Source organism: Arthrospira sp. PCC 9901, assembly GCF_059013425.1.
The window spans coordinates 3,731,912-3,752,533 of the sequence record NZ_CP102296.1 but is presented as its reverse complement, the minus strand read 5'-3'; the positions used below and the strand labels follow the sequence as shown (position 1 = coordinate 3,752,533).

28 protein-coding genes and 2 pseudogenes are annotated in these 20,622 nt (G+C 46.0%); 12 read left to right on the top strand and 18 right to left on the bottom strand.

The annotated features are described in order from the left end of the window. Positions 1-167 precede the first annotated feature (167 nt). The 3 genes from NLZ44_RS16565 to NLZ44_RS16555 form a co-directional block, all read right to left on the bottom strand. Positions 168-545 (bottom strand): hypothetical protein, encoded by a 378-nt coding sequence (locus NLZ44_RS16565; protein WP_493750507.1) that lies wholly within the window; start codon positions 543-545, stop codon positions 168-170. Between the two features lie 677 nt (positions 546-1,222). Further along, positions 1,223-1,627, bottom strand: coding sequence for a VOC family protein (locus tag NLZ44_RS16560; protein ID WP_035759996.1), 405 nt, complete (start codon positions 1,625-1,627; stop codon positions 1,223-1,225). A gap of 14 nt (positions 1,628-1,641) precedes the next feature. Next, a complete protein-coding gene (locus NLZ44_RS16555; RefSeq protein WP_493750506.1) occupies positions 1,642-2,151 on the bottom strand; it encodes a TIGR02652 family protein in 510 nt (169 codons plus the stop codon). 79 nt (positions 2,152-2,230) lie between these two features. On the opposite strand from NLZ44_RS16555, the gene NLZ44_RS16550 reads away from it, so the two are divergent. Continuing rightward, positions 2,231-2,785: a gamma carbonic anhydrase family protein gene (locus NLZ44_RS16550; RefSeq protein ID WP_493750505.1), complete on the top strand. Its 555-nt coding sequence runs from the start codon at positions 2,231-2,233 to the stop codon at positions 2,783-2,785. Between the two features lie 16 nt (positions 2,786-2,801). Here the strand turns inward: NLZ44_RS16550 and NLZ44_RS16545 are convergent, their stop codons facing one another. The 4 genes and pseudogenes from NLZ44_RS16545 to NLZ44_RS16530 form a co-directional block, all read right to left on the bottom strand. Then, positions 2,802-3,911: an RNA-guided endonuclease InsQ/TnpB family protein gene (locus NLZ44_RS16545; protein WP_493753020.1), complete on the bottom strand. Its 1,110-nt coding sequence runs from the start codon at positions 3,909-3,911 to the stop codon at positions 2,802-2,804. Continuing rightward, positions 3,874-4,488 (bottom strand): IS607 family transposase, encoded by a 615-nt coding sequence (locus NLZ44_RS16540; protein WP_493753019.1) that lies wholly within the window; start codon positions 4,486-4,488, stop codon positions 3,874-3,876. Before NLZ44_RS16540 ends, NLZ44_RS16545 begins: the two co-directional genes overlap by 38 nt. Before the next feature lie 171 nt (positions 4,489-4,659). Then, positions 4,660-5,935, bottom strand: a pseudogene (gene iscB, locus NLZ44_RS16535) (RNA-guided endonuclease IscB). A gap of 261 nt (positions 5,936-6,196) precedes the next feature. After that, positions 6,197-6,982 (bottom strand): 2-phosphosulfolactate phosphatase family protein, encoded by a 786-nt coding sequence (locus tag NLZ44_RS16530; RefSeq protein ID WP_493750504.1) that lies wholly within the window; start codon positions 6,980-6,982, stop codon positions 6,197-6,199. A 77-nt stretch (positions 6,983-7,059) separates the two neighbouring features. Between NLZ44_RS16530 and dacB the strand changes: the two genes are divergently transcribed. The 4 genes and pseudogenes from dacB (at position 7,060) to NLZ44_RS16510 (ending at position 11,054) form a co-directional block, all read left to right on the top strand. After that, entirely contained in the window at positions 7,060-8,484 is a 1,425-nt protein-coding gene (gene dacB / locus NLZ44_RS16525; RefSeq protein WP_493750503.1) for a D-alanyl-D-alanine carboxypeptidase/D-alanyl-D-alanine endopeptidase, read from the top strand. A gap of 23 nt (positions 8,485-8,507) precedes the next feature. Beyond that, positions 8,508-9,062, top strand: a complete 555-nt coding sequence (locus tag NLZ44_RS16520) for a hypothetical protein (protein ID WP_493750502.1) — start codon at positions 8,508-8,510, stop codon at positions 9,060-9,062. 172 nt (positions 9,063-9,234) lie between these two features. Further along, positions 9,235-10,628: pseudogene (locus NLZ44_RS16515) on the top strand (ABC-ATPase domain-containing protein); the annotation flags it as partial. Between the two features lie 105 nt (positions 10,629-10,733). After that, positions 10,734-11,054, top strand: a complete 321-nt coding sequence (locus tag NLZ44_RS16510) for a hypothetical protein (RefSeq protein ID WP_493753018.1) — start codon at positions 10,734-10,736, stop codon at positions 11,052-11,054. Positions 11,055-11,337: 283 nt separating this feature from the next. On the opposite strand, the gene NLZ44_RS16505 is transcribed toward NLZ44_RS16510, so the two are convergent. Genes NLZ44_RS16505 through NLZ44_RS16485 form a run of 5 tightly spaced genes read right to left on the bottom strand, consistent with a single transcriptional unit; the run spans position 11,338 to position 12,859 of the window. Then, positions 11,338-11,673, bottom strand: coding sequence for a type II toxin-antitoxin system VapC family toxin (locus tag NLZ44_RS16505; protein ID WP_493750501.1), 336 nt, complete (start codon positions 11,671-11,673; stop codon positions 11,338-11,340). Between the two features lie 2 nt (positions 11,674-11,675). Next, complete coding sequence (locus tag NLZ44_RS16500; RefSeq protein WP_006622801.1) at positions 11,676-11,942, bottom strand: hypothetical protein; 267 nt, start codon at positions 11,940-11,942, stop codon at positions 11,676-11,678. A gap of 52 nt (positions 11,943-11,994) precedes the next feature. Continuing rightward, on the bottom strand, positions 11,995-12,207 hold the full coding sequence (locus NLZ44_RS16495; RefSeq protein WP_493750500.1) for a hypothetical protein: 213 nt from the start codon (positions 12,205-12,207) through the stop codon (positions 11,995-11,997). Positions 12,208-12,246: 39 nt separating this feature from the next. Further along, a complete protein-coding gene (locus tag NLZ44_RS16490; RefSeq protein WP_006622790.1) occupies positions 12,247-12,537 on the bottom strand; it encodes a hypothetical protein in 291 nt (96 codons plus the stop codon). Next, positions 12,497-12,859 carry a DUF6972 family protein gene (locus NLZ44_RS16485; protein ID WP_006622789.1) on the bottom strand — a complete coding sequence of 121 codons (363 nt, stop codon included), beginning with the start codon at positions 12,857-12,859 and terminating at the stop codon, positions 12,497-12,499. The genes NLZ44_RS16490 and NLZ44_RS16485 overlap by 41 nt, the downstream gene beginning before the upstream one ends. A 1,142-nt stretch (positions 12,860-14,001) precedes the next feature. Here NLZ44_RS16485 and NLZ44_RS16480 point away from each other — a divergent pair. Continuing rightward, positions 14,002-14,235, top strand: a complete 234-nt coding sequence (locus tag NLZ44_RS16480; protein ID WP_493750499.1) for a type II toxin-antitoxin system HigB family toxin — start codon at positions 14,002-14,004, stop codon at positions 14,233-14,235. A gap of 56 nt (positions 14,236-14,291) precedes the next feature. Continuing rightward, positions 14,292-14,513, top strand: coding sequence for a hypothetical protein (locus NLZ44_RS16475; protein ID WP_006622783.1), 222 nt, complete (start codon positions 14,292-14,294; stop codon positions 14,511-14,513). A gap of 252 nt (positions 14,514-14,765) precedes the next feature. On the opposite strand, the gene NLZ44_RS16470 is transcribed toward NLZ44_RS16475, so the two are convergent. Then, complete coding sequence (locus NLZ44_RS16470; protein ID WP_199456263.1) at positions 14,766-14,921, bottom strand: hypothetical protein; 156 nt, start codon at positions 14,919-14,921, stop codon at positions 14,766-14,768. A gap of 203 nt (positions 14,922-15,124) precedes the next feature. Beyond that, a complete protein-coding gene (locus tag NLZ44_RS16465; RefSeq protein ID WP_152343996.1) occupies positions 15,125-15,316 on the bottom strand; it encodes a hypothetical protein in 192 nt (63 codons plus the stop codon). A 379-nt stretch (positions 15,317-15,695) separates the two neighbouring features. Between NLZ44_RS16465 and NLZ44_RS16460 the strand changes: the two genes are divergently transcribed. Further along, the gene (locus NLZ44_RS16460) at positions 15,696-15,947 is read left to right on the top strand and encodes a hypothetical protein (RefSeq protein ID WP_493750498.1); all 252 of its coding nucleotides are present in this window, start codon (positions 15,696-15,698) and stop codon (positions 15,945-15,947) included. A gap of 98 nt (positions 15,948-16,045) precedes the next feature. Here the strand turns inward: NLZ44_RS16460 and NLZ44_RS16455 are convergent, their stop codons facing one another. From NLZ44_RS16455 to NLZ44_RS16445, 3 genes are all read right to left on the bottom strand, one after another. Next, positions 16,046-16,753 carry a hypothetical protein gene (locus NLZ44_RS16455; protein ID WP_493750497.1) on the bottom strand — a complete coding sequence of 236 codons (708 nt, stop codon included), beginning with the start codon at positions 16,751-16,753 and terminating at the stop codon, positions 16,046-16,048. Further along, the gene (locus tag NLZ44_RS16450) at positions 16,746-17,933 is read right to left on the bottom strand and encodes an AAA family ATPase (RefSeq protein ID WP_493753017.1); all 1,188 of its coding nucleotides are present in this window, start codon (positions 17,931-17,933) and stop codon (positions 16,746-16,748) included. The genes NLZ44_RS16455 and NLZ44_RS16450 overlap by 8 nt, the downstream gene beginning before the upstream one ends. A 295-nt stretch (positions 17,934-18,228) precedes the next feature. Continuing rightward, entirely contained in the window at positions 18,229-18,423 is a 195-nt protein-coding gene (locus tag NLZ44_RS16445) for a type II toxin-antitoxin system HicB family antitoxin (RefSeq protein ID WP_493750496.1), read from the bottom strand. A gap of 84 nt (positions 18,424-18,507) precedes the next feature. On the opposite strand from NLZ44_RS16445, the gene NLZ44_RS16440 reads away from it, so the two are divergent. From NLZ44_RS16440 to NLZ44_RS16425, 4 genes are all read left to right on the top strand, one after another. Further along, the gene (locus NLZ44_RS16440; protein WP_006622773.1) at positions 18,508-18,879 is read left to right on the top strand and encodes a type II toxin-antitoxin system RelE/ParE family toxin; all 372 of its coding nucleotides are present in this window, start codon (positions 18,508-18,510) and stop codon (positions 18,877-18,879) included. Between the two features lie 4 nt (positions 18,880-18,883). Then, positions 18,884-19,207, top strand: a complete 324-nt coding sequence (locus NLZ44_RS16435; protein ID WP_006622772.1) for a helix-turn-helix domain-containing protein — start codon at positions 18,884-18,886, stop codon at positions 19,205-19,207. A 393-nt stretch (positions 19,208-19,600) separates the two neighbouring features. Then, the gene (vapB, locus tag NLZ44_RS16430) at positions 19,601-19,819 is read left to right on the top strand and encodes a type II toxin-antitoxin system VapB family antitoxin (RefSeq protein WP_111890892.1); all 219 of its coding nucleotides are present in this window, start codon (positions 19,601-19,603) and stop codon (positions 19,817-19,819) included. 1 nt (position 19,820) lies between these two features. Then, positions 19,821-20,204 (top strand): type II toxin-antitoxin system VapC family toxin, encoded by a 384-nt coding sequence (locus NLZ44_RS16425; protein WP_493750495.1) that lies wholly within the window; start codon positions 19,821-19,823, stop codon positions 20,202-20,204. A gap of 48 nt (positions 20,205-20,252) precedes the next feature. On the opposite strand, the gene NLZ44_RS16420 is transcribed toward NLZ44_RS16425, so the two are convergent. Beyond that, positions 20,253-20,537, bottom strand: coding sequence for a hypothetical protein (locus NLZ44_RS16420; RefSeq protein WP_493750494.1), 285 nt, complete (start codon positions 20,535-20,537; stop codon positions 20,253-20,255). Positions 20,538-20,622: the final 85 nt, after the last annotated feature.

Sequence of the window (20,622 nt, the reverse complement as noted above, 5' to 3'; positions counted from 1 at the left end):
AATCTTCTCCCCCTGCTGTCTAACTATATTAACCTGGGCGGATTTATATCGCCGAGATAGGGCGGGTTTATGATCACAGGTATATGGCGGGTTTATGTGCATTCATCTGTTACTAGGATATACCGGGCGTGAACCCGCCCCTACCAATTACCATATACCCACATTGATTAAGGTTTCGGTTGGCGAACTGCTGGAGCCGCCGCCCCATAGTTGATCCGACACCCCACGTTAAAGATGCTTGAACCGCATTCTAAGGGTACTATTTGCTCATTGAGGATGGCGCTACAACTGACATACTCATCGCCATTGGTATCTCTGATCATACACCTAATCGGAGTCGCTCCAGAACTCTTGGACCAAGCCTTCATCCCTAACTCCGCTACCATATGAGACCAAAAAAATGACAGGAAACCGATCGCCACTACTACGGACAGAACTATTCCTACTTTCAGTTGCCAACTATTGATAATTTTAAGGAATTTATCCTTGAGGCTACTTACCGCCTCCACAGCATTATTGCTCGTTTCTGTTGAATTATCTGTCATTTGTCTATTCTGATACATTTACGCGACATTTTTCCGGTTCCGGACAATGCGACGATAGCACTGTTACCCGTTAAGGTAACAGAGGCGGTATCCCGCAAAGCTTTTAGAAAGATGATCCAAAAGCACTGTTTAGCTTGGTAGTCTCAGACCTGATTTTTCGCTTCACCTCACTAGCCATATTGGAAGTCTCGAATTGGAGCCCAAAAATTAGGCTGTGTTATGTGGGATGGTCAGGGATGCGACCCAATCAACCAAGGGTTGGAAGTCCCACTAGGAGTTTATTTCAGGCATCTCAGCCCTATTTGGTCTCCTAAACGTCTCGCACCCATACTTGGTATGGTAGCGCATCGCCCTAATTGGTTCAACTAATCTGCGATTAAATTAAGCTCCCCCGTTAATATTATTGCCGATTATGTTAAGTTTTGTTACAAATTGTCACGATCGCCATAGTAATGGGAGATAACCATTGACTTAGGGGGTTGGCTATGATACCATTTTAGATAATGGGAGGCAGGACTCAAAAATTATTTAGGAATATATTTCCATTATAAAGCGTAATACTCTAATGTTACCCCACATCCCCCCATCTTGTCAACCCCTTTAGGGGGGCGGGCCATTTTTTTGGGAAAATTTAGAGCATTAGAGGAATGGAATGGGGGCGATTGTGGCATTATTAATTAGGGCTTTAACAAGCGAATAAATTCGAGGGGTAAGCCGTCAGCATCAGCAATAAAAGCGACCTCATAAACGCGGTTGCTGATTAGCTGTTGGGTAGGGGGAAGGAGAACCTTTAAAGAGGGGATGCGATCGCTCAAATGATGAATCCAAGTAGGTAAATCAGGAGTAATATCAGTCAAATCAAAAGAGAGATGATAGTAACCGACATAATGTTCATCTCCAAAGGGGTCAGGGGGTGGTGATGGTTCAGGAATTTGGATAAGTTCAAGGCGGCCCAAATCTCCTTGCATCCAACAGGCGAGGGTGTAGCCAGTAGTAAAGCGATCGGTGACGGAGAACCCCAACTGCTGATAAAAAGCGATCGCGCGATGAATATCAGCGGTGCGAATAGAAGCATGGTGCATGAAATTATCCCCATCTATTCCAATAAGCGGAAATAAGGATAAGACACAGGAGAGCCTTTTTCCTTTTCCAGACTAAAGTTAATCACATCCCAACAGGGTTCAACCTGTGGCGAGGGACTAAACTCTACAGGAAGACCATAGAGACGAGGTTCCCCCACCTCAGACTGATCACGCCAGGGGGTGTTACGTTCGAGATAAGAACTAATTAACTCCTGGTAACGCTGTGCGATAATCACTCGTGTGGCTCGATATCCTTGAGTATATAAGCGATCGAGGGCTTCGTGTATTTCAAAGCGGATACCGTCAGGATGGGTATGCTGTCGATACCATTCATCCTCCCATAAACGCCATTGTCGCCCGGACTGAAGATGTACCAATTCGCCAGTTTGAGGATCAGCTTCAAAAGCCCCATGTCGAGGACATAGGTAAGTATCCGTCAGGGTTAAAGCCGGAATTTTTTGGCGACAGTGAGGACAGCGAATCTCCGCCCCAAAAATAGGGTACTGCAAGGCAGAATTTATCATGAAACCGTTTTCCGAGCCAGTAGTGGTCTATTATAGCGATGGGTTTTGTATATGTATCAATCAGCCATCCGTTTAAGCTATGAACCTACCTGATCAAGCTCCCATTTGTCCAGCAGTCGGTCATTTTCCGCCACCGGATTTGTCTAAGGCTGCATTTGTCGCCCCAGGTGCGGTGGTGGTTGGTGATGTACAAGTGGGTTCAGGGGCGAGTATTTGGTATACTGCGGTAGTGCGGGGGGATGTTGAACGGATTATTATAGGCGATCGCACTAACATTCAAGATGGGGCTATTCTCCACGGCGACCCCGGATATATTACCCATTTAGAACATGATGTTACCGTAGGTCATCGAGCGGTGATCCATGCCGCCCATATTGAACCGGGAAGTTTAATCGGCATTGGGGCAATTATACTAGATGGGGTGCGAGTCGGTTTCGGTAGTATTATCGGTGCGGGTTCTGTAGTGACCAAAGACGTACCACCGCGATCGCTAATGGTGGGAGTCCCCGCTAAACGTATCCGGGAAATTTCCGAAGCCGAAGTCACAGAACTTATTGAGCACGCCCAACGATACGAGAAACTGGCACGATTTCACGCCGGAGGTGGCACGGAGACCGGATTTGAACTAAAATAGGGACGCACTGATACATTTACGCGACATTTATCCGGCTATTGCCGGACAATGCGACGATAGCACTATTACCCGTTAAGGTAACAGAGGCGGTATCCCGCAAAGCTTTTAGAAAGATTCCCAAAGCACCGTTCCAGTCCCTGGGTAGAGTGAACCCGCACTCAGGACATCGGAACACTTTTGAGCCACCTAGCTGGGAATGCACATGACCACAGTGAGTACAGGTTTTGCTGGTGTATTCTTCCGTCACATCTACAACTGTGGTTCCAGTTATTTCCCCTTGATGTCTCAGGGTTAGTTTGAATCGATAATGCGCCCATGTCAGCATGGTGCGGGCAGTCTTGGATTTGATTAGACGCTTCACCTTGGCAACCATGTTGGAAGTCTCGAAGGTCGGCAGAAAAATTATACTGTAGTTATGAGTCAAGTAGTGAGCAATTTGTTTGTGGGCTTCATCAACTAGATTGCGGATTTTGGTTCTCATTCGTTGAGCCGCTTGCCTCATCCGTCGCCTCCTTGAACGACAGGGTTCCTTGGCGATTCGGCTCATCAAATCATCCAAATGTTGACATAGCCTAGTAATGCGTCCTATATCCCCGGAGCCCAATTCCAGAAATCGTGAACCATCAAACCCAGTTATGAAAGTTCGCACACCCGGGTCTAATGCAATCACGCCAGTAGCGTCAGTTGGGGTAACGGCAACTGGTTCAGGGAAAATCGCCAACCATCGACCTTTGGTAAACACCAACTGAGTCCCTTGCCCGCAAGTTTTAGGGATGGGTTCGGAAACCATGAAAGTTAATCCTTTCGTTAGTCTTGGATACCAACTCCCTGAAGAGAAATTAGTATTATTGAACTTAATCCCTTGAGAGCTGTCACGACAACTTCTAAACCTGGCATCAGGACTGGCGGTCAAAGCCTGATAGGCATCAAAGATGGCATTTTGCCGAATGTGGCAGGGTGTTTCTTTGACCCATGCAGGCAAGTCGCTCTGCATCACTTTATTGCGTAACTTTAACTTGCTTAGTCGTTTACCACTCCTAGATAATGCAATTGCTTGGTTGTAGCAATACCGACAAGCAGCCAGCCATTTACGCCAGACTTGATTTAGCTCCGGGCTGGGGTAAATCCGGATCTTCTTTGACCTGAGTTTTGTATTTACTCCGTCGGTATAATCGGGAACTGAAGCAGTGGAGGATGGCGAGGATGTCCTCAACCATTTCTGGTTCTGGACTGAGACTTGTCTCGTTGAGAACCATGAGTGAGCACCTGTTTTGCTCACAGAGCCATCGAAACAAGTCAAATCCAAACCTTGCCAGTCGGTCTTTATGGGCAACGACAACCATGCGGACATCTCCTGACAAGACTTGTCCCAGTAAGGCCAGCATTTTCTTTCCCTTTCCCTTGAAGTTGAGCCCGCCTCCGATTTCTGAGACGACTTCTGCTTCGGGGTAGAGGTTGGACAGTGCGGCCACCTGTCGGTTGAGGTCGGACTGCTGGGCGCGGCTACTAACTCTGGCATAGATAACGACTTTGCGTTTGTCACTGCCTGATATGGAATCAGAATATGACTCAACGTTGTATCGTCGTTGCCCAGCGGGGGTTCTGATGGTCTCGATTGAGCCATTTTCGTCCCATCTGCGGAGTATTCTTTCATCGACTCCAAGGATTTGGGCCGCTTCCTTGGGTTTGACATATCTGGCAATAGGTTTATCCTCAACTCTTCTCGCTTCTTATACCATATTGCCCTAAAATATTAACCTAATTTGAGATTAAATCATGCTCTCCTTGCTTAACATAGCGACGTTCCCTGAATGACACTTGGGGAGCGTAGCAGGTGGCGCAGCAAGTCTAGAACCTGGTAATGACCGGAAAACTCAGGAAAATTTATACAAATAGCCATCTCTTCTCAAAACCGGTTTCAAATCTATTGGTTTGACTGAAAACTGAGTTTGGTCAGGTTTGGTTAAAACCAAACTGCCGCGACTCGACGGGGTGATTCTACCGATTCCATGAGTTCTATGCTTGGCTATGTGGCCGGTAAGCCATCCCTTAATTGGTTTTAATGGGTTATGGCGAATCGGAAGCCTCTTGTTAGGAGCCGCTTTTTGACGGCTACCGCGCCCAAAACAAGTAATTAGTAGTGGCTGATGAGTTTTGATTTTCAACCGGGGGGTGGTGCTTTTTCCCACACAAGCCGCATCTAGCCAATGGGTTTTCGGTAGTCCTTGAACCGTCCGATTATATTTTGTTAAACCTCCGGTGCCCATTTCAATAGGTAATCCTGTTTCCTTTAGACGGCTAAACAATGCCCATCGTGTAGAGTTGACGGCGGCCGCATTTTTCAGGGGGGCTTTGGCCTGCACGCTACACCGCTTCAAGATTTCGGGTTTCGGCAAAAGAAACTCACGGGCGGGCTGAGAACCTTTTTTCTGATGGCATTTATGGCAAGCAATAGCCAGATTGCTAACTCGGTCGGAACCACCCTGGCTTTTTGGCTGAATGTGTTCGATTTCTAAAGGGATATTTTGGGCACCACAGTAGGCACACTGGTGTTGCCATTTCGTCAAGAGATATTCTCTCAACTCGTATCCGAACAAAACCCCTTGCTGGTATTCAACTCCAGATATTTCCGGGTTTAGCAGTTTTTGGGTGTCAAATCGTACTAACTCCATTGATATGTCGGTTATCGGGCTAGAATAAATCAGTCGATTGACCGAGGTCAAGGTGGTTTCAACTCGATGTTTGAGGCTGGGAGCGAACCATCCTTCTTGGCGCTTTCTGTTATTGAATCGGGCTTGACGGTAACGAGTTTTTCGGCAACGACGGTGGCGGCGAACCACGCGACGTTGAGCGCGCCTTGGCTCGGATTCTATCTCCTCTATGAGTCAATTCAGCCGCCCAGATAACTGTGTCCCGACTCTGATTAACTAAGGCAATACCCGTCACTGATGCCCCTGGGTATAACTTAATCCGTAATGGTTCATTGACCGGGTTCTCAACGGTTTTCTTGAGTATAATTGTAAATGGATAAGTCCTAAACACTGCAGCCAAACCCTGCTTCAAAAACTTTCTGGCTCTGGCTGGATGAGTGGGACTTAACGGTTGCCCCAGTGTGTCAACCACAAAAACGTAATTTGGGTAATTTGGCATTTAAGCCATCTCCCAGATGGGGTAATGTTGGCTTCGGTCATGTTAAAGGGGCTTTTTAGGTCTAGCTCACTCGATAGCACAAATCCACTCATCTCGTTCTTTAAAGATAGACGACGGAGCAACAGGCTGGCGTTCACCGGATGGTGTCATAACCCCCTTAACATAAGTCTAATCCTGGACCTGCATCTTACATCTCCTTTGAGGAGTAATTTCTGGCTCCTTCCGGAAATTACCGGATTTTATGCAAGAGTTAATGGGTGTCTATAAGGGGAGGGGTTGTTCAATCCAATATTGAAGACTCTGCATTTTCATTTGGGATTTAATCAAGACCCCTGGTTGGCTTTGGATGGGTAGCACGGTTACAATGTCTGTGTCAGCGCAATATTTCAGGTCGTGGTAGCATTCGAGACGTGCTAGACGTTGACCATGGCTGGCGATATTCATGAGTTTGTATAGTTGATTTTGCCACTGGTAATAAAGGGCTACAGCACCGAAAACTTCGTCATTCCCCCCGAGGTTGTCTATGGGATAACCCATTTCTGAACACAAGCTATGAATAATGGCCCCGGCACAGGCTGTGTCTTCTAGGGAAAAGCTACCTTCCCAACCTGATGCTACTATCCAGATGGTTTCTGGTTGGGTGGTCATTAGATATTCTACGACGGTTCGGCGATTGACTAAGGCTGATGTGATTACTACGGGGGCATTCTGAACCTTCTGGAGGGCGCGGGTCCCGTTAGTGGTGGTCATAAAGAGTCGTTTACCTTCAACTACTTCTGGGGTACAGTTGAGGGGAGAATTACCGAGGTCGCAACCTTCGACTTTTTGCCCCCCCCTTTCACCAACTCGTAGGCGTTTGTCGGCGGGCCATTTTTCGCTGACCTCGATGAGTTCATCGATATCGCTGAAGACTTGGACGGCTTCGGCCCCGGCGTTGAGGGCTGTGGCTATGGTGGTAGTGGCCCGGAGTACATCAACGACGATCGCACAATCAGGAATGCTGTCTGTAGGAGTTAATTCGGGGGTATGGTAAACAAAAATTTTCACGACGGTTATATGTATTAAATTAATACTGACAGTTTATATATTTCCACATATTTGCGGCAATTTTCTGAATAAGGACTATGAAATCAATTGCGATCGCTCTCATTTCTACTCTGCTTAGTTTCTCTGTGCCAGTTATGGCCAACGAACCTAGGTCTATATGTCCAGCGGTACTTGAAGCTGAAATTAATGCGATCGCCCTTGACCCCAAATTCTCTCGTTCCCGCTGGGGAATTATGGTTGAGTCCCTAGACTCTGGCCAAGTTTTATATAGTCTGGACTCGGAGCGTTTTTTTCTCCCGGCCTCGACGATTAAACTCTTAACTACGGTGGCGAGTATAGAAACACTAGGGCCAGATTTTCGCATCCGTACTTCTGTTTATAGTAGTGGCAATGGCAATGTTTATATTGTGGGAAGAGGCGACCCGACCATTACTAATACTGAACTGGAAAGTTTAGCCGAACAATTGCGCGATCGCGGTATTTCCCAAATTGATACGTTGGTGGCTAAGGACGGATATTTTCCGGGGATGACTCTGAATCCTAACTGGGAATGGGAAGATGTACAAGCGGGTTATGGAGCCCCGGTTAATAGTCTGATTTTACATCAAAATTCCCTAGATTTAAAACTCTGGCCGACTGAAAATGTGGGGCAACCTTTACGAGTAACCTGGGTTAGACCTGAACAAGGAATCGGCTGGCAAATTGATAATCAAACCCGGACTGTTAGCACTACAGAACCTGAATTTGTAGCGATTGGGCGCTCTTTTACGGAACCGATTATTCGGGTGTCTGGGCAGTTGCATATTGGGGCGGAACCAGAAAATGTTTTTGCGGCTGTTGTTAATCCGGGCGCCAACTTTTTGGAGGGATTCACAACCATATTATCACAACAAGAAATATCTGTCAATAGGGGGATACTGGCTAATTATTCTCAGCGTTCGGAACCGGAAGTTGCCTGGGTGGAATCACCGCCATTGTCGGAATTGGTGAAGACTTTAAATATGCAAAGTAATAATGTATTTGCTGAGGCAATTGTCAGAACTTTGGGAGTCCAAAGACCTAGTTTGGATGCAGCCAGTTCGGGATTAAATATGATAGTAGAAGTGCTAGATAATTTAGGGGTTAGTCGCGATGGGTATGTGCTGCGAGATGGTTCTGGGTTGTCTCGTCATAACCTGGCTACTCCCCAAGTGTTAGTGGAAACTTTGCGGGTAATGTGGAACTCTCCCCACTGGGAAATTTATGAAGATGCTATCCCGTTGGCGGGGGTCAGTGGCACTCTGGAAAGACGCTTTCAAAATACGCCCGCACAGGGTCAGGTATGGGCAAAAACTGGGACTATGAGGGGTATGTCTTCTCTGGCGGGTTATGTAAAATCTGAGAGTTATTCGCCGTTGGCTTTTGCTATTATAGTGAATCAGTCGAATTTATCAACTCAGGAATTACGAGAAGCTATTGATAGAATAGTAGTGCTTTTAAGTAGTTTACAATCCTGTGATTAGTCCATTAAATTAGAGGTAAAATTATGGCAAAAAGTCTGGGGGAACTGAAACAGGAATGGGATAGCCTTAATCTGAGATTAAATGAGGCGATCGCTGAATATCATGCCGTCCGCCGTATCCGGTCAGCTTTTCAGGTAAAGTTGATATTTCCTGAAGATAAATCAGGGTCAGCCATGACCGAATTTCATCACCAAGAACAACAAGCGATCGCTGACCTAAAAGTGAACTTACAGCATCTTGATCAAGATATTAAAGTGGCTGTAATGAAGGTCAAAAATCTGCAAGCAACTCTGGCGGTAAAGCAATCTCAAATGTATCAAGCCCAAGCCCAAATTATCTGGGAAAAATTAATCAAGCAATCGGCAAAAATAAACAAATTATCCGATAGCCTAGAGACAGAAATTAAGGCGTTGATGGAAATCAACAACGAATTTGATGCTAGTTCCATCCACATACTTCCGGCACCTCCGGTATTGGTGAAGATTTCATCGACGACAGTTCCTTATATTTATCAGCATCATAACTATGTAGAAATTGGCGATAAACAGCTAAATATACAGCCGGAGTCAAGGGAGTAAACATTCCCGGATATGGTAAAATATTATAGCTGCATAACGGGCTGATATCCTCAATTGGTTGCTATCCAGATATCCGACTAATTATCAATAATTAATTAGGGCTTATAATTGCACCTAATTAAGATATATTGTCCAGCCAGTTACCATCTGATTATTACGGTAAATTTTGCCCATGAATAGTAAACAGTATCTGCATCAAAAATTACTAGACCTCGACAACCGAGGTTATAAAGCCTATAAAGATATATCGGGTGAATATGAATTTCCCGACTTTACCCTAATTATTGATTATGTCCAGGGCGATCCCTTTGCTTCCCCCAGTAAATTTCGGGTACAAATTCCACCAGCGATCGCCAATTTTCCGCCGCAACTATACAAAAACCCGATCCGAGAAGTAGCCCTAAGAGACTATCTTACCCGACAGTTTGACCGCGCGGCTTATGAAATTAGCAGTCGTCGGGGTACGGGTAAAAGTGGTATGATTGCGATTACCAGGGTTGGTCAGGAAGTGCTGGCGCGGACTTCCGCCTACCTAGTGGAGGTCGCTAACCGAACCCCGAAAACCATAGGAGGAAACCCGGCGCTACAACGGGGGAAACCGATAGCCGCCGCGTCGGAAAAAGGCATCGAAATTCGCTTTTTTGTGGGACTCCCAGCCAGGGGTCGCAATATTCTGGGTCGCCAAGCGGTGGCTATGTTATGTGAGGATATTCCGGCTATTGTCGATCGCGCCCTCAAATACGAAAACCTAGACCAAGCAGCCTGTCAGCGTCACGTGGAAACGGTGGAAGATACGGAAAGTCTGCGACAACAATTAGGCGATCATTCCCTGGTAGCTTTTATTGCTAATGATGCTATTTTACCGCGCCAAAGTGGGGTGAATGACGGCCCCTTATCTCGGGAAAATGCGATCGCTTTTCAGTCTCCGGGTTCGTTAGAAGTTGAACTAAACCGACCCAACGCGGGACCGATTAGGGGTTTGGGTATTCCTAGGGGAATTACGCTAATTGTGGGGGGTGGATATCATGGAAAATCGACTCTTCTTAAAGCTATTGAAAGGGGAGTTTATAACCATATCCCTGATGATGGCAGAGAATTTGTGGTGACGGAGGCGGCTGCTGTGAAAGTGCGCGCCGAAGATGGTCGCAGTGTGGCGGGGGTGGATATTTCACCTTTTATTAATCAGCTTCCCCAAGGGCGATCGACTACTGATTTTTCGACGGAAAATGCTAGTGGTAGCACGTCCCAAGCGGCTAATATTATGGAAGCCTTGGAAGCATTAATTTTAGGAGAACAACCGACTCCTCCGGTGTTACTGGTAGATGAGGATACGGCGGCGACTAATTTTATGATTCGCGATCGCCGCATGCAGGCTTTAATTGCGAAGGAACAGGAACCGATTACGCCTTTTATTGATAAGGTTAAACAATTATACCATGATTATGGGGTGTCTACTATTCTGGTGATGGGGGAAGTGGCGACTATTTTGATGTGGCTGATACGGTGATAGCTATGGATAATTTTCAGCCAGTGGAATTGACGGAAAAAGCTAAGGCGATCGCTGCTGAATATACCACGGGTCGCACCTCAGAAGGGGGTCAAAAGTTTGGTAATATTAAGCCACGGGTTCCCCTAGCAGAAAGTCTTGATCCTAGTCGTGGAAAGCGAGATGTGCGGGTGAAAGTGCGAGATGTGGATGAGGTAACTTTGGGGTCGGAGGATGTGGATTTATCGGCGGTGGAACAGTTGGTTTCTAAAGACCAATTAAAGGCGATCGCTGAGGCGATGGTTTACGCTAAAAACAGATACATTGATGGGGTAAAAACTCTCCCAGAAATTCTTGATCAAGTTATGGCAGATCTTGATGAAAAGGGTTTGGATATCATTAGTCCTTTTCCCCAGGGAGATTTAGCTATGTTCCGACGTTTTGAATTAGCGGCAGCTATTAACCGCCTACGAAGTTTGGAGGTTAAATCAGACGAGTTATCATGACACTAACCATTGTTACTGGTCACAGAAATGCCGATCAACCCGGTTTCTAGTTGACATCTTGGGGAAGATAGAGAAACCCTCACATCAGCCAGGTTTCTGAGTCTCAGGCGATATGGTATCCGCAATTGGAAGGCGATCGCTCCTACCAAAGAAACCCGGTTTCAGGGTTCAAGGAGAGGGAAAAAATAGGGTGCGATCGCGTAATTCCCTAACGCAATCAAGCGACAAATCCAGCTTGTTCAAAATGTTTATCATAAGCCAGTGCTTCTAATATATTTTGTTGTTACATAATTTTAAATGAGGTGCAATCTGTGTGACTCCATGCTTGATCGGGTCGGCTATGATATAACTCAAGTGCGCTTTTAAAGAGTTCATTGGTTTGACTGACGACTTGAATTTCAGAATTATCCAAGGCGTGATTAATAAATATCACAGATTTTTCTCTATAAAAACGTCCCTTTCCCGAAAAAGCATTGAGTAATTCAGTAAACACCATTTCACTGGTGACAATAGACACATTTTTTAGATAAATTGCCATGTTTCTAGCTTGGGGATGTAGATCGTCATCGGGATTTAGTAAGGCAATCCAATAGCCTGTATCCGCCAAGATTTTTTTCATGCTTATTCCTTGGGCGATCCATACAAATAGTGGTCTATATTCTTGGAGAAGTCCGTTGGTAGCTTGGTGTTTTCTTCTGCGATAATTTCAGAATTAATTTTATCTATAAACTTTAAAAAAGATGGTTCTTCTTGAGTTTCTGAATTTGATGCCGCCGAATCATCTTGTTGATTTTTGGCTTTGATGAAGAGTAAGAAGTTTAACACTTCTGTTACTAAAGGATCCGGGATTTGGGAAATCTCACGAATTAATTGTTCTCTTGCAGACATGGTTATATTCTCCTCAACGTTAATGCTTCTACGCTGCATTCAGCCTTACGGTCTATGATAATTCTAGCATGGGCGATCGCTCTGACTTATGCCAAGAAACCGGGTTTATAGCAAAATCTCTGTGAGGATGCAGAAACTCTGACAGAAGGTTTCTGAGTCTAGGGGATATGTTATCTGCAATTGGAAGGCGATCGCTTTTACATCCCGGAGAGAATCGTTGAGTTTCTAGGGTAAATATTTGTGGGCATCGGGTTTCCTTCCTCAACCCAACCTACCCCTATAACAAAAAGCGATCGCCTTGCTTTTACTCCGGTTGCCCAAACCGACCTGTGACTCGTTCGTATTCATCTTCCAGCAACCACATTTGACTTTCTTCGTAAGTATCACTGGTAAAGATAGATTTATAGTTTTCTGCCGGATTTTGAATCGAGAATTTACCGGATTGTTCTTTAACTAACATCAGAATATGAGGGGGTGAAAGCCAAGGGTCTACCCAGATTTCGGCAAACTCCCATTGTTTTTCTTCTCTGGTCGTAATTTGCGTTTTGGCGTTTTCAGGATTTTGTGGTGCGCGGTCTGGTGCGAGGTATGACATGATATTTCCCTGTGCTTTTTTTTATTTTTATTTCTCCATAGTGGAGAGGAATTCTCGTTCCATCTAATTTGAGGATATACCCAATTGGTTCGGCAAAAAATAATCCATAGCGTTCGTATTTGTCTTCTGAATCTTCCGCTCCCGTCCTTTCTCCTCTTTGCTTAATTTCCTCTCCCACCCTCTCCATTGTCTGGCGATCGTTAAATAAATAGACCATTCCTTCGGTTTTCAGTTCTCTTTGGGATTTTTCGGTTTCGGGTAAATGTTTGTCAATCAGACTGGTTCGGTTTTCTATATATATTTCTCTGTCAATACCACTCATCTGATTTGCTGTACTAGCTATCTCTCTATAATAAAAACCGGGTTGGCGTGTTCTAGTTGAGTGGCTAATTAAACGGCTTTACCATGATGTTGGTCTGTAATGGAAGATAAAGCAATGGCAAAAGATGTATCTAAAAAGACTTCAATCATCCTCAGTAATGGAGTTTCCGTATAGATACTGGTCAATGTTCTCGGACCAATCGGGCTTCCCTTGTAACTGTAAGGACTGGGCTGTTTGTAGAAATGTCTTGGGGGTGTCTTTAGGGGCAAATAGGGTTTCCACAGTAATTTTCACGTAAAACTCCTGGGAGGGTTGGAAGCTCCGTGATTTATCGCGGAGAGGAAAACCGACTCAAGCGGCTGACCGCCGCCAGCACCCCCTTGCGGGGTGGAGGGGTATGGTTGCCCCTCCATGGAGCTATGGTTGGCTCCGACTCCCTTGCGGGGTAATGTTTGCTATGCGCTAACGCGCACGCTGCGCGAACGCTAATGTTCAGAGTCGGTACTTTCCAAATCGCACTGTCTTAACCCCTTAGGACTGTTTAACGATTTGGTTCTAGTGCCTGGAACTAGCACGCATTCCAGGGTAGGAACTTTAACTCTTGCTCTGAACGTAGCCAGTTAAGGCTTAAGCTGGTCAGCTACCTGAAAGCGGGGGGCAGGAAGCCCCCGTGCTTCAGCCGGGGGTGCTGACTCTTGTTCCTACTTCTAGGTTTAAGGGCGATTCTAATTGCAAGGATTGACCATCAAATATGGCAGTGATTTCTTGACTGTTCATATAGATATTGTCTGGACAAGCAGGGTTGAGATTTTTGGTTTACAGCAATTGTACCTCAGAAACCGATTTTCTGGCACAATCTCTGTGAGGATGCAGAAACTCTCACAGAAGGTTTCTGAGTCTAGGGGATATGTTATCTGCAATTGGAAGGCGATCGCTTTTACATCCCGGAGAGAATCGTTGAGTTTCTAGGGTAAATATTTGTGGGCATCGGGTTTCCTTCCTCAACCCAACCTACTTCCTGACTAACTCTTTAAGATTCGCAGAGGAAATCGCCTTTTTCGTTCTTGGGAGAGGAAATTTAAGGAGCGCGACGCAGACATTAAAACCGATGATATAATTGGGTAATATCCCTGAGTTTCATTATGCACGTTATCACACGCAAACGGCTCAATGAATTTGCAGCAAAGTACCCGGACACAGAAAGCGCATTGGCTCGTTGGTATCAACTGGTGAAATCAGGAACATTTAATTCCTTTGTTGAACTTCGTAACGAGTTTCCCAGTGCTGACCAAGTTGATAACCTCACAGTGTTTAATATTGGTGGTAACAAAGTACGGTTAATAGCGGCGATTCACTATAATCGACAAAAAATTTAGATTCGGGCAGTTTTGACTCATGCAGAGTATGATCGAGGAAAATGGAGAGAGTAAAAATGTTGAGCATTGATGAAACTCAAAAATTGTGGCAGCCCCTAGCAACTAAATTAGTCATTCCCCGCGATGAAGCCAGTTATCAAGATCTGGTTGATTGGCTCGATCGCCTGATTGATGAAGTTGGCGAAGATGAAGCACATCCTCTGGCTTCACTGATGGATATTCTCGGTGTTTTAATTGAACAATATGAAAGCGATCGGGTTCCTGAACTTCAAGACTGATGGTTTACTCTGAAGCAATGAGTTAAATCGGTCCATTTCTGATAATCGATCGCCCCTCTATTTCTCGATAAAATCACCCTGGGGATTTTTCACCACAGGGACACAGAGAACACCGAACAATGAGAGCGATCGCCTAGATTTGAAGAGTCATTTAATAAGAGCGATCGCTATCTACATTCCCCTACTTCAAATTGTCCAATTTTCTATTGCTAATCCTGCCACTTTGCTAAAGTCTCGATGATTACGAGTTAATCAAATCATTGGCTGAGAAAGCGCGATCGCCGCCATTCGCGCATCCATCTGAGCCAGTTGAATCCGTTGTGAGTTTAACTGGTCTAAGGTGTGGGAGGCGATCGCATCAAAAGGGAGAATGGGTAATCGTTGAAAGTCAGCTACTAGCGGTTCCATGATTTCATAACCTTTAACCAATTCATTGGGATAACGAGGGCGGTTAATCTAGGCATGACAGCCCAGCATTGGTTCCTGAATTGTGATAATTGAAATCGCCAAATTATCGAGGGGATATTGAGCCATTGGTGCCACAAGATTGTGATAATATGCCCCAGATTGACGTTGCAGAATGCTCAGATCATCTGTATCTAATAAATATCTCATTTTATTTCTGAGGGATCTAATACCGACTCATCCCCTCGGCGAATGGCTTGCCCTAATGCGAGGATTTCTTCAAAAGCCGGTTCATCCTTGAAAGATCCGCTAATTTGCTCTAACCAGTTGCTCGATTTGGGATGGGCAATCTGTTTTTGCATCTGACAGAAGGTTTCTGAGTGTAGGCGATATGGCATCGGCAATTGGAGGGCGATCGCTTTCGTGGCTGCTAAGATTTAAGCAGATGTAGGCTGTGTCACCCTCTGCCAAAAATGATGGGAATAACCCAAATCTCCTATAGCGTTTCTCATCTCCATAAGGTACGGCCCTCACCCCAAACCCCTCTCCCAGAAAGGGAGAGGGGCTTTGAAACGTACCTCATGAGTCCGGGAACTGCTATAGCTTAGAGTCACAGCCCCTTGACCGGGGTAAAGGCGGGTTCGGGAGAATGGCAGTATTTGGCAAAAATTAGCCTGGGTATTTTCCTGGTAACGCCCCTACTTTTGGGCTTGAATTGCATCGTTGCCATTTGTATGGATTAGAGTTAAAATCGGAGCAGGTTAACTGAGTAAAATTATGTCAGAACATACCCTGATTCTATCTGAAAAAACTTATCAAGCCATCCTAGAAGTCGCCCAAAAACAAGGGTTAACTCCCGCAAGTTGGATTTTATCTCAACTTGAAAAACCCCAGCCTGAAGCGGAACCGTTATCTGAAAAAATCGGTGACTTAATTGGGGCGATCGATAGTCAAGCTGAACCATTACATCAGTTTGATTCAACTTATTTTGGCGCACATATTGATAAGAAAAACAGGGTTTATGACTGACCTCATGTCAGGGTTTTGTCTCATCACCCTTTTCAGGCGATCGCATCGAAGCCCCTAAAAATACACCTTGACAGAGCTAGAGAAAAAGCACCAAGCCCCTACTCCAAGGAACGGACTACCGTTAATACAGTCTGCTCAAAATTGGCGGCTTGGGTACAAAGTCCTTTGACTTGTGTCCAATGCTGGGTAATGCTTGGCGCATTGACTTGGTACTCTCGCTTGTTTTTCTTGATGCGCTGTCCCTTGGGTAGGGTTGCCAGTCTATTCTCTAGATTGACATCGCACTCGCCCTTGGCTAGGAGAGGATGCCCTGGAGCGAGTACCGCCGCTGCTAACCAAGTGCCGGAGGATTGGGCAGGCAGGCAGAACACCGTCCGATCGCCGGGAGTAGCGCCTCCTAACCAGCTTTGGATCGCCATCATCAGAGCATCCACCGTATCAGCTACGGGAGGACAGGGCTGTGAGCAGGGGAGAGTTCCCCACTTGTTCTGCTGCGCTAGTTCTGTCACTGCGGGTCCACAATTGTCATATTCACCCGTCGATACATCCACATCCACATGAATAATCAGCACATCAAAGCTCATCAGGGTGGGGTCCGTATCCAGGGAGCCATGATGCCTCTGTTGCGCCGCGTCACACCATTTCAGCACACCGCCCCAACCGCCTCCCATTTGCGGTTGAGTCGCTTCCGGTTGCACCAGGGTCATGATAAATGGATCGGGTAACACGGCTTTAAGGGCGGCTTGAATCACTTCAAAATCCGTTGGCCCTTCGGCTACTAGGGCAATTTTTAACGGATCAGACATTGGGGACCGCTCCTAGATGCCCCATAATCCAGAGGCGTGAGAGGGGATATTGCTGGTTCAGTTGAGTGAGTTCAGGGGTGAGAGTGAGGCGACGGATACAGGTTTGACCGTTGCTATTGCGCTCTACCACAAACAGGCGCACCTCAGAATCCAGTAAATCCAGACCATCGAGGGCCGCAGGATTATGGACCGTTAACAGCAGTTGGCGATCGCAGTCATTATCCTGAAGCCAGCCCGCAAGACGGGAAATCAGCCGGACCAGCAGTCGGGGATTCAGGGCTTGATCCAGATTGTCGATCGCCAGCAGTCGGGGAGCTTGGGGTAACAGGCAAAGCACCGCCGCCAAGATGACATAAAGTGCGCCTTCGCTGGCATCGTAGGCGGTGAGTTCGTTGCGGCTTTGGTTCATAAAGCGATCGCTGAATTTTAGGAGTAGCTTAGTCCGAGGCACCTTGGGCGAGAGCAGATTTGTTCCATAGCTGGTGGTTTGGATATCAGCCACCCAGTCGATCAACTCCAGCACTTGCTCCAGAATCTCCTCACCTTCTTCCCCTCTACCCTCTAAATATTCGCGCAGGGAGGCAAACCCTTCAGCGAGTAGTCCACCGCTCACACCCAGGGGGAGGCGCGATTGTTGGTCCGGGACAATGCCACGCAGAGTGGGAGTGTTCGGGCAGTAGATGGCAAATTCCTGGAGGCGCTGCATCAGTTGAGCCGCCGGATTCTTGGGGTCTAGCTCCACCAACTGCAAGGCAGCCAAGCCCGCTTTGGGGTTGAGGTTCTTCTTGTTGCGAATGCCATCAGAAAGGATTTCCTGATTGCCATCGCTGAGGACTTCGGTTTTATACGACCAAGCCGGTTCAGGGGAATCGAGGGGGTTGAGCAGAGAAACGCGATAAGCTTCGTTACCTGAGCCGGTGACCTCAATGGCAATATGGGCAGGAGTGCGATCGGTCGCAAAAGAGCTTTTATACAGCCTGGGTAAGCCTGCGCGCACCCCACGACGCAGCAGGCTTTCATCATCAACCACGCCATTAGCTGCGGCTCCTAAGACTCCCAGGGCTTCCAGCAAGTTACTTTTGCCCGCTCCATTGGCCCCAATGAAGCAATTCACTCTGCCAAGTTCTAGGGTGGCGGAGTAAATGGACTTGAAGCCTCGAATTGTGACCTCGCGAATCATCGTCATCAGTATCTTATCCCATCCTCTCCTCCCATCGGGGCAGCAACCTCTCCCTCACGGGTTCAAATAAAACCATTATGGCACAGGAGATGTCAGGATGATTGCTGGGTAATTGAATCCGGGTCTTTTTTCACAATTCATCCTCTAGGAGACTGGCTACTTTCATCAATGCCTTTAAAGTGCCAATATTTAAGTCCTGATTACTATGGACAGGAATAGAGAGAATTTTTTATTCTGGGGGATTGTCGTAAATCTACAGGATTCCTGTAATTCTCTGTAAAAACCAGCCCTGTTTTTACACAATTTCGTCGGTGGTATCTGTTTTTTTCAGACTATTATTCGCAACACTCAGCCAACCCTCAACGGCGTCTTGTAAATTCTGCGTAACCTCTTCCCAGGTATCGCCTTCGGTAATGCAGCCGGGAAGGGCTGGGACTTCTGCCCAATAGCCCCCTTCTTCTGCTGGATGAATAATGGCTTTAATTTTCATAAACTTAGCTTCATCACTTTTTTTAGTGCAATATAGCAGGATTCAGGGATTGACATGATCTGCCAAAAGTAGCATAATTGAGGTATGAGTGAATTACTAAAACCAGTTGAGTGGGTTGGCAGTTCTCTTGAGGATTTAAAGGAGTTCCCGGAGGAGGTTCGGCAAGGTGTTGGTTATGCGCTATATCTGGCTCAATGTGGTGAAAAGCACCCGTCTGCGAAACCACTCAAAGGCTTTAAGGGGGCTGGGGTGCTTGAAGTTGTCGAAGATTTTGACGGAGACACTTATCGAGCCGTTTACACTTTAAAGTTAGCGGGGGTGGTCTATGTCCTCCACGCTTTTCAGAAGAAGTCAAAAAAAGGGATTGCCACGCCTAAGCAGGATATTGAGCTAATCGAGGGAAGGCTTAAGCGTGCCAAAGAACATTACTCCGAACATTACATCAATCAGCAGTAAAAATATGAATCACCCGATTAAAGTACAAGCAGGAAGTGGCAATGTATTCGCCGATTTAGAGTTAGAAAATTCTGATGAATTACTGGTCAAGGCAGAACTTGCCCGGAGAATTAGCGGTATTATCGCCGCCCAAAATATGACTCAAACTGAGGCGGCAGAAATGTTGGGAATTGACCAGCCTAAAGTGGCGGCATTAGTGAATGGCAAGCTATCGGGTTTTTCCACGACTCGGTTGTTTCGTTTTTTAAATGCGTTGGGTCGGGATGTGGAAATCGTAGTAAAACCCAAGTCTTTCAGACAAGCTGAAACACGAGTGGTGGGGTTGTAAGGGAAGATTAAAGGCGATCGCTCCTAACTATCGCTCCTAACTGGGCTTGTTTTTCTGGACTTCACCATCAAAATCTCGTCCACTCCAACGGGTTTTTAAACCGGGTTTGTGCGACAAACGGACAAATTCTCAGCCGCTTTCTGCTTCCTTTTTGCGGAGGTCTTCAAATTTTGAACTAAACGAAAGTCCATGTTGCTGACATTGATGGCCGGGATGTGTTATCTTGACAACAAGAAAACTAGGATTAAGTGGGTAAAAATCACTAGCTATAGTCCATTGGTTGGGCTTCCATAAAACCCCCGGCTGGACTGCCCCACATCAAATCTCGGCGTCTGGAAAAGCCAGATATGAGAGTTAATTGATTCATAGAGAGGCAGATTTTCAAGTAAAAAAATGATAGAAAATGCGATTTTAAAAAATGTGGAAAAACTCCCAGAATCTGTAAAGCAGTCAGTTTTGGACTATACAGAATTTTTGGTGAACCGATATGCGGCAGACGCTGCTCAAACCGCCAAAGCAACCCCGCGAGGCGGACTGGGGATTTGGCAGGGTCAAATCTGGATGTCTGATGATTTTGATGAACCTCTGGAAGATTTAAAGGATTATATGTAAGATGAATTGCCTACTGGATACCCATACTTTACTGTGGTACTTGCAAAACAGTGAAAATTTAAGTGATAGAGCCACCGAAATTCTGGAAGATGCCAATAATAATCTCTCGGTAAGTATTGCCAGTTTATGGGAAATTTCAATTAAATTGGGTTTAGGCAAACTTAGGTTACAGAAATCATTCTCAGAATTAGAGGAAGTGCTACAACAACTAAAAATAGGCGTTCTGCCCATTACATTCGCTGATACGGAGTTCTACCTGAGCTTACCCCTCCATCATCGCGATCCGTTTGATCGGATTTTGGTAGCACAAGCCATGAATAATCGCTTGGTTTTGATTAGTCGCGATTTGGCTTTTGATGCCTATTCCATTCATCGACTCTGGTGATAAGTTGGCAGGGTGTGAATATGGGGAATAATCGTTTCAAAATCTCTATTAACGATTCCGGTAATCATTTCTCTTCGTTCGTCCCCCGAAGCGACGGACATAGCCCGAACCGATTCGCACAATCCAGATTTGAGCATCAGGGTGAGTGGCTTCAAGGCGATCGCAGGCGGCAATTTCACTAGCATCGACTTCAAAATCTCCAGTTTCTAAATCAATCGCCACAATCTTGCCCTCATTACCTGCCTCTATTTGTGGGCGAACCTTATATTCATAAATTTCATCCCCAAGACGAGCGAATTCCTCTTTACTGTAGCGAGGTTGTTTAGTGGTCATAGCTTTAACTTTCCTAAAATCGCTTCAACTGATTAATTTTATCATACCAACCTACGAGGGTTCTGATTGATGGTAATTGGACCTG